Source organism: Roseibium alexandrii DFL-11 (genome assembly GCF_000158095.2).
Classification (GTDB): Bacteria; Pseudomonadota; Alphaproteobacteria; order Rhizobiales; family Stappiaceae; genus Roseibium; species Roseibium alexandrii.
This window is the reverse complement of record NZ_CM011002.1, coordinates 1,350,342-1,366,105: the sequence shown is the minus strand read 5'-3', so window position 1 is coordinate 1,366,105 and position 15,764 is coordinate 1,350,342. Positions and strand designations below refer to the sequence as shown.

General features: G+C 56.1%; 10 protein-coding genes. 6 read left to right on the top strand and 4 right to left on the bottom strand.

Translation table 11 applies throughout. The features are described from left to right. Positions 1–420: 420 nt before the first annotated feature. Together SADFL11_RS06385 and uvrA are read right to left on the bottom strand one after the other, a co-directional pair. Entirely contained in the window at positions 421–573 is a 153-nt protein-coding gene (locus SADFL11_RS06385) for a DUF1127 domain-containing protein (RefSeq protein WP_008192717.1), read from the bottom strand. A 239-nt stretch (positions 574–812) separates the two neighbouring features. Then, the gene (gene uvrA / locus SADFL11_RS06380; RefSeq protein ID WP_008195457.1) at positions 813–3,740 is read right to left on the bottom strand and encodes an excinuclease ABC subunit UvrA; all 2,928 of its coding nucleotides are present in this window, start codon (positions 3,738–3,740) and stop codon (positions 813–815) included. A gap of 502 nt (positions 3,741–4,242) precedes the next feature. Here uvrA and SADFL11_RS06375 point away from each other — a divergent pair. Further along, complete coding sequence (locus SADFL11_RS06375; protein WP_040453384.1) at positions 4,243–4,800, top strand: single-stranded DNA-binding protein; 558 nt, start codon at positions 4,243–4,245, stop codon at positions 4,798–4,800. Between the two features lie 328 nt (positions 4,801–5,128). Further along, positions 5,129–7,105 (top strand): L,D-transpeptidase family protein, encoded by a 1,977-nt coding sequence (locus SADFL11_RS06370; protein WP_008189876.1) that lies wholly within the window; start codon positions 5,129–5,131, stop codon positions 7,103–7,105. Positions 7,106–7,324: 219 nt separating this feature from the next. On the opposite strand, the gene SADFL11_RS06365 is transcribed toward SADFL11_RS06370, so the two are convergent. Next, complete coding sequence (locus tag SADFL11_RS06365) at positions 7,325–8,497, bottom strand: zinc ABC transporter substrate-binding protein (RefSeq protein WP_008190467.1); 1,173 nt, start codon at positions 8,495–8,497, stop codon at positions 7,325–7,327. 97 nt (positions 8,498–8,594) lie between these two features. Here SADFL11_RS06365 and SADFL11_RS06360 point away from each other — a divergent pair, with 97 nt between their 5' ends. Further along, positions 8,595–9,530: a PaaX family transcriptional regulator C-terminal domain-containing protein gene (locus tag SADFL11_RS06360; protein ID WP_050776108.1), complete on the top strand. Its 936-nt coding sequence runs from the start codon at positions 8,595–8,597 to the stop codon at positions 9,528–9,530. A gap of 29 nt (positions 9,531–9,559) precedes the next feature. Here the strand turns inward: SADFL11_RS06360 and SADFL11_RS06355 are convergent, their stop codons facing one another. After that, positions 9,560–10,465, bottom strand: coding sequence for a GGDEF domain-containing protein (locus tag SADFL11_RS06355; RefSeq protein WP_008194061.1), 906 nt, complete (start codon positions 10,463–10,465; stop codon positions 9,560–9,562). Positions 10,466–10,731: 266 nt separating this feature from the next. Between SADFL11_RS06355 and SADFL11_RS06350 the strand changes: the two genes are divergently transcribed. From SADFL11_RS06350 to SADFL11_RS06340, 3 genes are all read left to right on the top strand, one after another. Beyond that, positions 10,732–12,783, top strand: a complete 2,052-nt coding sequence (locus SADFL11_RS06350) for a trypsin-like peptidase domain-containing protein (protein ID WP_050776109.1) — start codon at positions 10,732–10,734, stop codon at positions 12,781–12,783. 271 nt (positions 12,784–13,054) lie between these two features. Beyond that, positions 13,055–13,903: a hypothetical protein gene (locus SADFL11_RS06345; protein ID WP_040452008.1), complete on the top strand. Its 849-nt coding sequence runs from the start codon at positions 13,055–13,057 to the stop codon at positions 13,901–13,903. A gap of 105 nt (positions 13,904–14,008) precedes the next feature. Further along, positions 14,009–15,730, top strand: a complete 1,722-nt coding sequence (locus tag SADFL11_RS06340; protein WP_008195805.1) for a DNA-directed RNA polymerase — start codon at positions 14,009–14,011, stop codon at positions 15,728–15,730. The last annotated feature ends 34 nt before the right edge of the window (positions 15,731–15,764 follow it).

Below are 15,764 nucleotides of genomic sequence, written 5' to 3'. Positions count from 1 at the left end.
TGACGTTCAGCGCATGGGAGTGCTGAACACTGCAGCACGGCTAGTTGCGGAGCAGGCTTGAGCGAGCGGCTATGGGCACCAGGAATGAGGTCCGAGCCGTACAGAAAAAAGCGAGATCTCAGGCGGCTCTCCCCAACAAGATAATCCCTAAAATGCGGAAGGCCACGTCTACTGAACGCAGAAGCCAGCGGATGCACAAACGCACACGACCAATCGGTGGCTGAGCTTCGGCGTCTGAAGTTTGGGGAGTTGAATGCGTTTGGGAAAACCGGACGCTAGACAAACAAACACCCGCCAGTGGGAGGAGGTACTGGCGGGCGTTGTTTCGACGTGACAGGGCTGGGAGGAGGATGCCCTGCGTGTCACACGTCCGTTGGCTGGGAGGAGGAGTGCCTCGGGACGCGATCTCTAAATTTTCAATCAGCCCTGAAGGCTGCGGCGGGCAACAAACTTTATGTCGCCCCGGCTGATGCCGAGATCCTGCAGCTCGCGGCTGGACAGGCTGGAAAGTTCGTCAACCGCACGGCGGTAGGATTTCCAGTTGTTGTATTTGCGTACAACGGTATCGAACATTTTGTTTTTCCTTATTGGCAGAGGTGTCGTTTCCAACCCGCTGCGTCGTTGTTGAAACCATATATATTTCACCAGCCAAATTTAAAGAAGTGCCGCATCTGCATGCCTGACATGCGTTTTGTGCATTGCAAAAAATATAATCAAACTAATCGATTTAATATATCGGAATAAAAAGTAAAAACAAATACTTGGAATTATATGTTGCGGAGCAATGCAGCTCCGCATTTCAGGTTGCCATTTTATTCAGCAGCATCAGTCGCCCGGTGTGGCCTGCGGTGTAATAATTCTGCAAGAAACTGGCCTGTGTAGCTCTCTTTGACAGACGCCACATCTTCCGGCCGGCCGGCCGCAACGATCGTACCGCCGCCATCGCCGCCTTCTGGTCCAAGGTCAATGATCCAGTCTGCTGTCTTGATGACTTCCAGATTGTGTTCGATCACCAGAACGGTGTTCCCCTGATCGACCAGTTCGTGAAGCACATCCAGGAGTTTGGCAACGTCATGGAAGTGCAGTCCGGTGGTCGGTTCATCAAGGATATAGAGTGTTCTGCCCGTGGATCGTTTCGACAATTCCTTGGCAAGCTTCACCCGCTGCGCTTCACCGCCTGAGAGCGTTGTGGCCTGTTGGCCCACCTTGATGTAGCCCAACCCGACGCGCGCCAGAGTTTCCATCTTGTCGCGCACGGCTGGGACGGCGGAGAAGAAGCTGGCGGCCTCTTCAACTGTCATATCGAGGACATCGGCAATGGATTTGCCCTTGAATTCCACTTCCAGTGTTTCCCGATTGTAGCGTTTCCCTTTGCAGACGTCACACGTGACGTAAACGTCCGGCAGGAAGTGCATTTCAATCTTGATGACACCATCGCCCTGACAGGCCTCGCATCGGCCGCCCTTGACGTTGAACGAGAAACGGCCAGGCTGATAACCACGGGCCTTGGCCTCCGGCATGCTGGCAAACCATTCACGGATCGGTGTGAAAGCGCCGGTGTAAGTTGCCGGGTTCGAGCGCGGTGTCCTGCCAATCGGCGACTGGTCGATATCGATTACCTTGTCCAGAACTTCAAGGCCCTCGATGCGGTCATGTGGTGCCGGATTGTCGCGCGCGCCATTCAAACGGCGGGCGGCTGACTTATAGAGTGTGTCAATCAGGAACGTGGATTTGCCGCCACCGGATACACCGGTGACACATGTAAACGTGCTGAGCGGCACGTCGACATCGACATCTTTCAAGTTGTTGCCACGCGCGCCTTTTACGGAAATCTTGCGTTTCTTGTTGATCTTGCGCCGTTCTGCAGGCAGCGGGATCATCTTTGCGCCGGACAGATACTGGCCAGTCAGCGAGTTGCCATTGGTCATGACTTCTTGCGGCGTGCCCTTCGCAACGACCTGGCCGCCATGAACCCCAGCGCCGGGGCCGACATCAACCACATAGTCGGCGGTCAACACGGCATCCTCGTCATGCTCGACTACAATGACCGTATTGCCAAGATCCCTGAGGTGGCGAAGCGTCTCCAGCAAACGAGCGTTGTCGCGCTGATGGAGCCCGATGGAGGGTTCATCGAGAACATAAAGAACACCGGTCAGGCCGGAGCCGATCTGCGAGGCGAGACGAATGCGCTGACTTTCGCCACCGGACAAAGTGCCGGAGGACCGGGCCATTGAGAGGTACTCAAGGCCGACATCGTTGAGGAATTTCAGCCGTTCGCGGATCTCTTTTAAGATACGCCCGGCGATCTCGGTCTGCTTGTCGTTGAGTTTTTCAGGGAGAGCATCGAACCAGAGTGCGGCGTCACGGATCGACAGCTCCGTGATGTGGCCGATGTGCCGGTCTGCGATCTTGACAGCCAGGGCTTCAGGTTTCAGACGGAAACCCTGACAGGACGGACAGGCGTGATCCGATTGAAAGCGGGCCAGTTCTTCGCGCACCCAGGCCGATTCGGTCTCGCGCCAGCGCCGTTCGATATTGCCGATGACGCCCTCGAACGGTTTTTCGGTGCGGTAGCTCCGCACGCCGTCGTCATAGACGAACTCGATTGCCGTTTTCCCAGTGCCGTGCAAGACGGCCTCTTGAACCTCGGCGGTCAGGTCTTTCCAAGGCGTTGCCATTGACACATTAAAGTGGCTGCAAAGGGCCTCGAGCGTCTGGGTGTAATACGGCGATGTTGTTCCGGTCTTCGCCCAGGGCAGAACCGCGCCTTCCCGCAAAGACAAGGTGTGATCCGGAACAACGAGATCTTCTTCAAAGGCAAGCGTTGTGCCAAGGCCGTCGCAGGTGGGGCAGGCACCAAACGGGTTGTTGAAAGAAAAAAGGCGCGGTTCAATTTCCGAAATCGTGAAGCCGGAAACCGGGCATGCGAATTTCTCGGAGAAGATCATCCGCTTCGGATCACCGTTTTCTACCGTTTCGCCCGCAAACTCGGCAATGGCAATGCCGTCGGCAAGTTTCAGCGCAGTTTCAAGGGAATCAGCCAAACGGCCCGCGATATCATCGCGCACGACAATCCGATCCACGACCACGTCGATGTCGTGCTTGAATTTCTTGTCGAGGGCCGGGGCTTCGGAAATCTCGTAGAAGGTTCCGTCAATCTTGACCCGCTGGAAACCTTTTTTCATCAGCTCCGCAAGTTCCTTGCGGTATTCCCCCTTGCGGCCGCGAACCATTGGCGCGAGCAGATAGAGGCGGCTGCCTTCGTCCAGATCCATGATCCGGTCCACCATCTGGCTGACGGTCTGGCTCTCGATCGGCAGCCCGGTCGCCGGTGAGTAGGGTATCCCGACGCGTGCGAACAGGAGGCGCATGTAGTCGTAGATCTCTGTGACCGTACCGACCGTGGAGCGCGGATTGCGGGAGGTTGTCTTCTGCTCAATGGAGATCGCAGGGGAAAGACCATCAATCTGGTCGACATCCGGCTTTTGCATCATTTCCAGGAACTGGCGGGCATAAGCGCTCAGGCTTTCCACATAACGCCTCTGGCCTTCCGCATAGATTGTATCGAAGGCAAGGGAAGACTTCCCCGAGCCCGACAATCCGGTCATCACGATCAACTTGTTTCGCGGCAGATCGAGATCGACGTTTTTCAGATTGTGTTCACGAGCACCGCGGACGCTGAGCACCTTGGTCGGGTCGTTCTTCCAGCTGTCGGTGTCAGGGGCCTTCGGCGTCGTCATATTACGTGTCTTTCTGGTCTTTTGCAGGCCGCCCAGTCTGGGCTCAAGAATGAATTCGGTCCGGCTAAACGGGCAGGGCGGGCCACTCGGACCCGATATAGCAGTTTCCAGTTGGGCTTCTAGATGGGCAGCGACGGAAAATGCTGTTCAAGGTCACCAGGAAGCCGAAAAGGTTCTGCGAAAATTGCGCCCAAGATACAAAGATGATAGGAACAAAACAAGTACATATATCCTAATCGCGCACCATTTTGAGGACTGAGACCTGTTGGAGATAGGTCGTGGGGTTTCGATGCTGCCTACGCAGGTGCAGTGATGCGGCGCATTCGAGACCCGGTAAGTGCTCAACATTGTGGAAAATGGGGGGCATGCGGAAAAAGTGGCGGCGATGATGCGAGGAGATCGTTAGGGTGTGGCCCAATAAAGCTGCGCCTCTTCAGGGCATCAGGCCGTGCTGCTGCCAAAAAAGCTGGGCCGGAAGCAAAAAGACAAACAGGAGCTGAGTATGGCGGGAAGTGTCAACAAAGTCATTTTGGTTGGGAACCTTGGAGCGGACCCGGAAATCCGGCGTACACAGGATGGCCGGCCGATTGCCAACCTGCGCATCGCCACGTCGGAATCTTGGCGTGACCGCAGTTCCGGAGAGCGCCGCGAGAAAACCGAATGGCACCGTGTGGTCATCTTCAATGAAGGCCTTTGCAAGGTGGCGGAGAACTACCTCCGCAAAGGCTCCAAGGTCTACCTGGAAGGCCAGCTGCAGACCCGTAAATGGCAGGACCAGTCCGGGCAGGACCGGTATTCGACCGAAGTCGTGCTGCAAGGGTTCAACTCCAATCTGACGATGCTTGACGGCCGCGGTGAAGGCGGCGGTCAGCCCGGCGGACTTCCGGATTACGGCAATGACCAGGGCGGCGGCGGATTTGGCGGCGGGTCCTCCGGTGGTGGTGGCGGTAGCTTCGGCGGCGGCGGCGGCGGTTACGGCGGCGGATCTTCGGGCGGCGGATTCGGTGGCCCGTCCGGCGGCGGTGGCTCCGGCCCGATGGATGATGAAATCCCGTTTTAAGTCTTTAAAATTCCCGTCTGGCGTGTGCCGGTGTGCTGGCACGCCAGGCGGAGACATGCAAATACGTCACACTGACGTGATTTGGAAACCTGCACCGTACCTACGCACTTAACCTTACGTACCGGCTTGGTGTAGTATTCTTTCACAAAATGACACGAATTGCGGTCCACGCCGGATGCCCGAGAGGGGCGGCTGAAAGACCGTGCGGGTGATCGAGGACTGCTCATATTCTAACAGCAGCCCCGGATGACCAACGAGGCAGGAACAATGACCAGGGTCTTGGGCGCTCCTGGTTTGTGTTGGACAATTTGAAATACAGGTTTTGACAATGCGAACGAGCATGATGGCACACGGCAAACCGGCCTCCGGCTACAAACTGTCTTTTGGACAAACAATTGGCGCCGGCCTCAAGGCAGGCTTGATGGCAAGCGTTCTGGCAACAGGTTTCACCGCGCTGCCGGTTGCTGATGCCGAAGCCCAGGGCTTTTTTCAGCGCCTTTTCAACCCTGAAGCCCAGCAACGCCAGCGTGAGCGGGAACTTCAGGAGCAGCGCCGCAAGAAAGCGACCAAGGTCCGTGTGTCGGCCCCGCGGTACCTGACCTACAAGCCAGACACCTTCAAAACCGTCTCGCTTGCGCCCCTGTCGGAAAAGAAAACCGCGGAAGTCACGCCGTCCACGGCCGACGGCAGCCCAGCGTCCATCAATGATGCAGATATCAGCACGTCCGCACCTGTTGTCTTGACACCCTTTGATGAAGCCCGCCCGGCATTGAAAGACATCAAGCTGACGGTGTTGCCGGAAGTTGGCGATGCGCTGATCGCGTTTTACCGGGAATATCCTGATTTTCTTTGGGTCAAAGATGGCAAGCCTACAGCCAAGGCTGCGCAAATGCGCCGTGCTCTGCGAAACGCTGCCGCTTATGGTTTGAACCCGGCCGATTATGTCGTGGCCTTGCCGGCAACCGCTTCGCTGGAAGGGGATGACCTTGATGCGGCGGTCATGCAGTTTGAAATGGAGCTGAGTGCAGCCGCGCTAACCTACGTCCTCGATGCGACCCGAGGCCGGATCGATCCGAACCGGATTTCGCAGTATCACGATCTGCCAAGGCATGATGTTGATCTTGTTGGCGCGCTGGAAGAGTTCACGGCATCTGACAATGTCGCGACCGCGCTGGAAGCCCATCAGCCGCAGAGTGATCACTTCAAGAAATTGTCGGCGGAGCTGGCTCGTCTCAAGGCCGAAGATGAAGAATCCGACCAGATCGTGATCGCGCCTGGCACGTTCCTCAAGGCGGGCAAGTCCAGCCCGGAAATGAAGAATATCGTTGCTGCAATTTCCAAACATGGCTCCGAGACGCTGAAAACGGACCATGAGGCGACGCTTGCAGCCTATGACGGCTCAGATCTTTACACGCCTGAACTCGTGGCTCTTGTGAAGGGCTTTCAGAAGGAAGCGAAGCTCACGGCAGATGGCATTGTCGGCAAGAACACGATTAAGGCCATGGTCGGCGAGACCAATGCGGCCAAGATCGCCAAGGTCGAGCTTGCAATGGAGCGGAGCCGCTGGCTTCCAGAAGAGCTGGGCGAGCGGAAGGTGTTCATCAACCAGCCGGCGTTCACCGCAACATACCATCAGCCGGGCACAGACCCGATGTCGATGCGCGTTGTTGTCGGCAAGAAGTCCAATCAGACCAACTTCTTCTACGACAAGATCGAGATTGTTGAATACAACCCCTATTGGGGCGTGCCGTATTCGATCATCGTCAATGAGATGATTCCGAAGCTTGCCGCCAATCCATCCTATCTGGATCAGGCCGGCTATGAAGTGACGACGCCGGGTGGCCGCAAAGTGTCCTCCGCATCTGTCGACTGGTATGCGGTTGCCAACAAGAAGAAGTCGATCAACGTACGCCAGTATCCGGGCCGCTCCAACGCGCTCGGCGAGGTGAAAATCCTGTTCCCGAACAGGCACCACATCTACATGCATGACACGCCGTCAAAGAGCCTGTTCAACAAGGACACGCGCGCATTCAGTCACGGCTGTATCCGTTTGCATGATCCAAAGGGCATGGCAGCAGCCGTCTTGGGCAAATCAACGGACTATGTGTCGTCCCGGATTGCCGCAGGTCAGAACGCCCAGGAAAAGGTGACCGGAGATATTCCGGTCTACGTGTCTTATTTCACGGCCTGGCCGGAAGCGGACGGCTCGATCGGCTTCTACACGGACGTTTATGACCGCGACCGGTACCTGTTGAAGGCACTGGAGAAAACTGAAGAGGTTCGTGCCAAAGCCCGCGCTTCTTGAGAACAGTTCCTTTGAAAATAGAAAAGCCCGCCGAATGTATCGGCGGGCTTTTTGCTGGACGAGTGCTGTTGGCTGGGGCCAACATTTAGGCTGTTATGACCGGGCTCTAATCGGGCAAGAAAAAGTGCCCAGTTTTCTCAGGTAAGAGGCTGCCGGCCTCATTGTCGATCCAGCTGTCTGAGCCCGCCTGGTGGGCAAAAGCGGGTCCAGAATTTTCAATTAGGACTTGAGGCAATCCGCCAGAGAATCTGCCAGGCCTGTCAGCAGAGCCGGGTAAAGGTCCGGGCCATTGGCAAGTTCAGTGCCAAGCGGATCCAAAACACCGACCTTTGCATTGCTGCCTTCGATCACGACGTTCACCAGCTTGGAATCGAACTGCGGTTCCCGGAAAACGCAGACAATGTTCTGGTCGCGCACCCGGGACTGAATTTCTGCAACTTGCTCCGCGCTTGCCAAAGCCTCCGGGGTTACAGTGATGGCACCGCTGGCTTCAATATCGTAGTGGTGTTCAAAGTGATGATAGGCGTCATGGAACACGACGAATTTCTGACCCTTCACCGGTTCCAGCTTGGCGGAAATCTCGGCCTCCAGGCCAGAAACCTTCTCAGCAAAAGCCTTGGCGTTTGCCTGGTAGGTATCGGCGTTGGTTGGATCAACTTCTGACAATGTGGTGGCCATTGCGTTGGCAATCGCAATGCCGTTTTCCGGGTTCAACCAGATATGTGGATCGTTGCCGCCGGCATGATCGTGCCCATGGTCATGCCCGTGATCATCGTGTTCGGCATGCTCTTCTTCATGCGCGTGTTCGTCATGATCATCGTGCGCAGCATGCTCTTCTTCATGTTCATGCGCGTCATCATCGTGTGCGTGGTCTTTGTCATGGTCATGATCATCGTGGCCATTGTCGTGCTTTTCAGCGGTCTTTTCATGGTCGTGAGCATGGTCGTCGTGCCCGTGATCCGCGTGATCGTCATGACCATGATCGTCCTGTTCGCCATGATCATGGCTGTCGAATTGGTCACCCTCACGCCATTTCAGCTGCTCTATACCCTCAACGTCTAGGAGTTCGACGTGTGCAGCTTTATCCGCCATCGACGAGATGGGCTTTTCCAGGGAAGAAGACAACTCAGGCCCGACCCAGAAAACGACATCGGCGCCTTGAAGGAGAAATGCCTGGGAAGGTTTCAGCGCAAACCCGTGGGGCGAAGCTGCACCGTCAATCAGAATATGCGGTGTACCGACACCTGCCATAACAGCAGCGGCGATAGAATGAACCGGCTTGATCGTGGTCACGACGTTTGGTCCATCCGCAAACGCAGGAGCCGTCAGGGCAGACCCGGCAAGCAAGGTCGAGGCAGCGAGAGCAAGGCGAAGTTTTCGGGCGTTTTGCATGGCGGTTAATTAGGTCATCCAGAGGAACAGGGAAATTGATCAAGTGTTACTTTGTAACATGTAACGGTATAACGTTCATGGAATTGGCGTGCAAGCTATGACTTTCGCTGTTTCGGGCAGATTGCTTGGAATGCTGCGCTGTCAGGTCTATGGTGGCGCCAATCAGACAAACGACCAATCAATGACTTCGCCAGCGCCAATTCTTCTCCCAAAACTTCTACCGTCTTATCCGCCCAAAGCGGGGCCTTTGATCGTCACCATATATGGTGACATCGTGGAACCGCGCGGTGGCACTTTGTGGATGGGCGATCTGATCACGCTGTGCGGACAGTTTGGCGTCAATGAGTCGTTGGTACGGACGGCTGTATCCCGCCTGGTCGCGAGGGGGCAGCTTGAAGGCGCGCGCAATGGGCGGCGCAGCTACTACCGGCTGACCGATGCAGCGGGAATAGAGTTCCAATCAGCATCGGAGCAGATATTCGGTCCGCCGGACAGTGACTGCGATTTGTTGTTCATCGTCCAACCGGATCGGACGGATCACCAAGGTCTCGCCGATCAAGGTTTTGGAGCCGTTTCCGAAACTCTGTTTGTTGGTGCAGACCGGCCTAGCAGGATAACATCAGGTGCCTGTTTCAAGGCGTGTCCTGATCAACGAAGCGAAAAAGAAGTCGCCGAAATGCTCAATAAGGTTTTCGGATTGGACCAATTGGCAGCCCGGTATCGGTCCTTTTACAAAAGAATTGAGGCGCTGGACTGTTTTGGTCTGTCCGGTTTGGAGACCGTCACCATAAGGCTCGCCATGGTTCATGAGTTCAGAGCTATCCGACTGAAAGATCCTCGGCTTCCGCCATCAGTTTTGCCGGTTGATTGGGATGGTCTTTCCGCGCGCCGGTTGTTCGCAGAAAAGTATCTTGAATTGTCGGAAACGGCCGATCCGTTTATTGGATCAAGCCTGACAGGGCAGGGCGGCGCTCTTGAGGATAAAACCGGGCCGATCCTCAAAAGGCTATCTTCTCTGAGGTCTAGAGGCTGAGTGTTTCTGATAAAAGTTTGATTACAGGGTCACGTTTGAATGACGAGGCGGTCACGCCCGGCCTGTTTGGCCTTGTAAAGAAGCCTATCCACACGTTCCAGCGCAGTGTCGAAATCGTCGTCCGGTTCGACAAGGGCGAGACCGGCGGAAAGCGTAACCGATCCGATCGTGTGACCTTGCTTCCGGTTGACCAGTTTGTGCTTGGTGACGCCCAAGCGGACCCGCTCAACAACATCCGCACATTCTGTTTCATCCGCACTGTCGAAGAGGATAGCGAATTCTTCTCCGCCATAGCGGCAAAGCACATCCTGGCTGCGGATTAAGCTTTTGATGGCTGTCGCAACCAGTTTCAGGACCTGATCGCCGATGATGTGTCCGTAGGTGTCGTTGACGTTCTTGAAGTGATCGATGTCCAGCAACGCCAAAAAGTATTTTGGGCTTGGCCGTGAGTGTCGTGCAGCAAACTCGGCCTCCAGGTAGCGGCGATTGTAAATGCCGGTGAGCGAGTCTGTGAAGATTTCGCTCTGGCTGGCGGCAAGTTCCTGCTCCAGCTTTGCCGTGCGCGCGATTATTTCAGCCATGTTGTCGGACAAGGCCTTGATGACATCGTCTTTTGCGCTTTTGCGTTTCGCATCCTTGCACAATTCAGCGGAGTTTTCGGCGGACGACCGGATCGCATCAAGGTGTCCATGTGAGCGTTTCATCGACTCGAATTGTTTTTCCGAGCTGACATTTGGCTGCACGAAGTTTTCGTAGACGAAAAGCAACGCTTTGGCCGTCAAACCCTCTTCGCTCGCGATGAGACGCTGAACTTCCCGTGCAACCGTAGAATCCGGTTCTGTCAGAAAGAGATGCAGGACATGAAAAATACGCGGGTCGCAATTCAGGTCGTGACGATCAATCTCCGACACAACCTGTTCGCACAAAAACGTCATGAGCACGCACACCAGGACAATGATTCTTTTTCTAAAGCAAGAGTAGTGAGAATAGGGCAGAATCTCTAGGCGAAATCGAATTAGTTGCGGAAATACGTGAATAAAATCGTTGTAAAAACAATTCAAAGACGTAGTGCCGCGGTCAGCGTAATTCAGGTTGTTGCGATTGGCTCAAAATTACGGGATCGTTGTTCAATCCCGGACGGGCTGATGTCCGTATGCAGTCCGCACTGACGACATCGACGGCTAATATATCGGAGGGGGAAGTGGCCCGTTTCATCTCGTGTCTCGTCGCAGCAATTGCAGCGGCCCTCTTGGCGGGGACGCCTGCAAAGGCCTCTCCCGCATCTGCGCTTGAACATGTGGTCTCCGTTCTGCCCGTTTGGCCTGGCCATCAGCAAGGTGGCGCGGGAGCCCGGCCGGGGCGGGCCCCGGAAGCCAGCGGAGTTGTCGTCCGCGAAGGCTTAATCGCAACTGCTTGGCACGTGATCGAACCGGCAACACGCATCGATGTCCGGCTCTCAGATGGTCGTATCCTGCCGGCGCGGTTGGTGGCGCAGGATGCGTCCACCGACATTGCTCTTCTAAGTATCGATGAACCGATCAAGCCCATCGAGATCGCTGAAACTCCAGCGATTGCTCAACCTGTGTGCGCGATCGCAAATGCCTTCGGCCTTGGCTTGTCCATAACATGCGGTGTGGTTTCGGCCCTGAATGTCAGCAATGCCGGCTTCAACACTGTTGAAGACTTTGTCCAAACGGATGCCGCCGCAAATCCGGGGTCATCAGGCGGGGCACTTGTTGACAAAGATGGCCAGTTGGTTGGCATGGTCTCTGCCATTTTTGCCTCTGATGCCGATGCCAACATAGGGGTCAATTTCGCGGTTTCGTCGCAACTCCTTCTGCGGGTTACCGACGCATTGATGGCAGATGGGAGTGTCACTTATCTGGAGTCCGGCTGGCGTCTCAACAGGGCGCGCCGGTCGCAACTTGCCGAAATCGCTGCGCCCGTAGTTGTGTCCGTTGATAGTGGCGGCCCGGCAGAAAGAGCTGGGATAATAGTTGGCGATCAAATTGTGACCATTGGCGCGCGGCGCGTCTTGAGCCCACGAGATGCAACGGCTGCCGTAGCGATATTGCCAGAGACAACAGATCAGGTAAGCCTGACGCTGCAAAGGTCCGGCGAGACAAAAACCGTTTCGTTGTCCTTTGCGGAAGAGACCGCGCAGGTCGCCTCTCAACGGGAAACGGCTAAAGATCCGGACTGCCCGTATCCTGAAGACGTCTGTCAAATGCGTCAGAGTGTTTTTCCGGTGTCCAGTTTTGATCCCGTGGGAAGCGCGACACGCATCGCAGACGATTTGTTGGTGACCAACCGGCATGTGGTCGGTAATTCGAAGACTGCGACCGTGCACACCCCATCCGGTCCAAAGACGGCGATTGTGGTTCCTTCGGCTTACAGCGGAGATCTTGCTTTATTGCAGGTGGACGGATTGCCCGACGGGAGCGTGATCCCGGCTCTGAATGCTTCGCCAGCGGTGTCGCCTGAACGTACTGGTGCCTTTTACGCGATTGGTGCAGACATTGCGCGCAAGCAAGTCCGGGTGTTTGATCCGGGCGAACTGCTGTCTCCTCCAGCAGGAGATGGTGTGTTTGCCCGTCTCCATGTCACGGCTCAAATGCAACCGGGTGTCAGCGGCGGGGGACTTGTCGATGCAGCCGGCCGCCTGGTCGGCATTGCCGTTGGTGGTGGTGACGGCCGGTTTGAAGCGATCCCCTTGGGTGATGTGAGCAAACTTCTCGATCTGCGCAGTGACCGGCAAGCGGATCGTGTGACCGAAGAACTTGGGAGCGGGTTTGAAGACTGCGCGGCATTGCTCGATGAGTCCGGAGGAGGGCAGTCCGGTGCGCCTGGAACAACCGATCTTACAACGATTTGTAGTAAAGCTGCGAACCATGGTCAGTTGCTCAAAGCAGGGCGCATTTTGGCCCAGGCCGGTCAGTTCGACGAAGCAATCAGGATGCATGGGCAAGCTGTGGCACAGGTTCCAAACTCCATCAATTCCCGCATGTCGTTGCTGGTATCGCTCCAGCTCGGCGGCCGGTTTGCGGAAATGACCGGACATGCGCGCAAACTCATGGAGCTTGCCCCAAACGACCCGCAAGCTCTTCGTTTCTCAATCCAGTCTGGTGTCTGGGGCGGGAATCCGGAACTCGCCGAAGACGGCTATGCCGCGCTCCTGAAAGCCGATCCACGCCAAGCACAAGCCGCAAGACGTTTCATCGACGCCGCCCCTCCGGCTCCACCACGCCGATAGCTGGGCGGGTATATACTGAGAGGTCAGCTGTCATCAGCTGCAACAGCACACTTTCACGCGATCAACAGTTCGGGCTCGATCGATGGGATTGGCTGGGGAACCTGGATTCGAACCAGGACTAACAGAGTCAGAGTGCGCGTTTGCACGAAAATGACCCATCTAACTAATTGAAACATCAGAAGAAATCGCAGACTTCTGTCGTTTCATATTGGGTCATAACAGTAAGTCTCTGATAAGTCACGACTATTAACTGGTTCCGAAAGGCACAAAAATGACCCAGCCCAATATGGCTACAAAGCCTACCGCCCAAGTTTCGGTGGCTGATATGGAGGCTCAGAAGCGCTTCGAGATCCATTGCATTGAGGAAGGCGTTCGCCGGTTCCGCTTCCAAGACCAAGGAGGGAAGCCGACCGAAGACGGACACACCACTCGCAAGGGTCTCGCGGACCAGACCGCCACCCGGATCATCTACGACGACATCCTGCCAGGACTGATCAAGCGTGTCACCCAGATGCGTGACGAGGCTGCTCTGTACTGCCTTGAACCGAAGGGCCAGTTCTCCCTGGGGATGCTTCCCCTGGCTCTCCTCGATCCTGAACAGACCGCTGTGATCTCCCTGCGTGGAATGATGGCCGATGAGTACAGCGAGAAGGCTCTCGCCAAGAAGCTCACCTCGGTCGAGCTGAAGATCGGCAACATGCTCTTCCAGCAGCTGGAGTTCGAGGAATGGAAGGCGGCTGAACAGGCTGCTGCCAAGGAGGACAAGGACTACATCAGTAAGTACAAGAAGCTCCTTGCGTTCCTCAAGGGCCAGCCGGTGAACCAGAAGCAGTGGTCCCGGTTCATGACCAAGTACGGTGAACGCCGCGCCAGGAAGCAGCGTAAGGACGCCATCATCCTCGGAGCGCGGATGGTCCAGGCTCTTATTGAGGAAGGGCAAGGCTGGTTCGAGATGTCCATGATCTTCGAACGCGGCCACGGGGCCAAGGTCGTCCGGTTCTCTCCGGAGGCTCTGGCTGCTCTCAAGGACCAGCGGGAGAACTGTGAGCTTCAGAAGCCGGTTCTCCGTCCAATGCTCTGCCCACCGAAGCCGTGGGTGCGGACAAAGCAGGCATCTTAGGGTAGCGCCCTAAGCCTGACCGGGGGTCAGCCGGTGACAAGCGGGGAGAGACCCGCACAAATTTTGCCCACGGATAACAGCGATTTTCTTATACGCGAGGACCACATGACACACGTTTCCAAAGACTTCGACGGCGGCTACTACATGATCCAAGAGGACATCATGCGCTGCGGGATCTTCAAGCACTCCGGGTCCAACCCGAACGCGATCTCTGACGACGCGCTGCGGACCCTCAACGCTCTCGGAGCGACACCCAAGCGGATCAACCAACGTGTGTTTGCGGTCCTGAACGAGGCATGGATGGCCGGTGACCAGATCGCCGGTCTCCCTTCCGCTCACGATCCGGTCGTCCCTGGACGTAAGGAGGACGAAGAGTGGGAGGATATGTCCAAGGACGAGCAGAGCGAACACAAGGCGTCTCGTGAAGAGGCTCATATGGAGATCGTTCGCCTCGGTTCGAGCCGTAAGCAGTTCCTCGACAAGCTCTCCGTGGCTCGTGAGATGGCTGACCATCCTGAGTTCTATGAGCCGTTCTTCCTCGACTTCCGGGGCCGGTTCTATCCGATGTGTGAGACCTTCCACTCCCAGGGTGATGACGTCTGTAAGGGCCTGATCGAGTTCGCTCGTGGAAAGCCTCTCGGATCTCGCGGCCTTTACTGGCTGGCCGTTCGTGCTGCCAACTGCTTCGGAGAGGACAAGCTGCCTCTTGATGAGCGGTACCAGTGGACCCTCGACCACCTCGACCAGATCATCGAGTGCGCTATGGATCCTCTCGACGGATCCCGTTGGTGGACCCAGGCGGATGAGCCTTGGGGCTTCCTGGCGACCTGTTTCGAACTGGATGAGGCGACTGCCCTGGGAGATCGATCGGTTGAGTATGTCTCACACCTTGCGATCCCGCTCGACGGCTCCTGCAACGGTCTGCAACATCTCTCAGCGATGTCCAAAGACCCGGTTGGAGCGAAGGCAACCAACCTCATGGCCCGCGCCCAGCGCGAAGACATTTACCTAGAGGTGGCCGCATCCGCTCGCCGGATCTTGGCGTCTGACATCACGAACGGTGTCGAGTGGTCTGCGCAGTGGCTGGCCGTCCTTGAAGACACAGCTAAAGGACGTAAGGTCGTGAAGCGGGCAGTTATGACCACGCCTTATGGAGTGACGGAACGTGGGATTGCCACCCAGCTGTACAAGGACGGCCACGTCAAGCTTCTAGCTGGTTACAAGGAAATGACAAAGCCTGAAAAGTGGGCAGCTGCAAGTTACCTTAAAGACGTTATTGTTAAGGCACTTAGCGAAACTATCGCTGCTGCTAAACAGGTCATGGCCTGGATCCAGACGTGTGCTGAAAAAATGGCCGATCAGAACGTTCCTTTGGTGTGGAAGACTCCAAACAACAACCTTATCACGCAGAGTTACTTCAACCTCGCCCGGTCCAAGGTGAAGACACTCTACGGTGAGCAGGTTCTCTGGTCAGAGGATCCGCTCTCCGGGCTGAACCCAAAGAAACAGGCCCTGGCATCGGCCCCGAACCTCATCCACTCATTCGACGCGGCTCACTTGAGCAGGACGGTCAATGCTCTTGCGGATGCGGGTAACAGTGACTTTCTTATGATCCACGACAGCTTCGGTGTCCACGCCTGTGACACTGACCAGCTGGCATTGACGCTTCGAAAGGAGTTCGTTGACATCTACTCAACCAACTGGCTGGACACTCTCCACGAGACCTGGGCAGAAGCCTGTCCGTCCATCCCTCACTGGAAAGAGTTCCTCGGCCAAGGCGACTTTGACGTTGCCGAAGTCCTCCGGTCTGACTTCTTTTTCTCATAAGCAACAGTAAGTTTCTGACGTTCGATCCACTAAG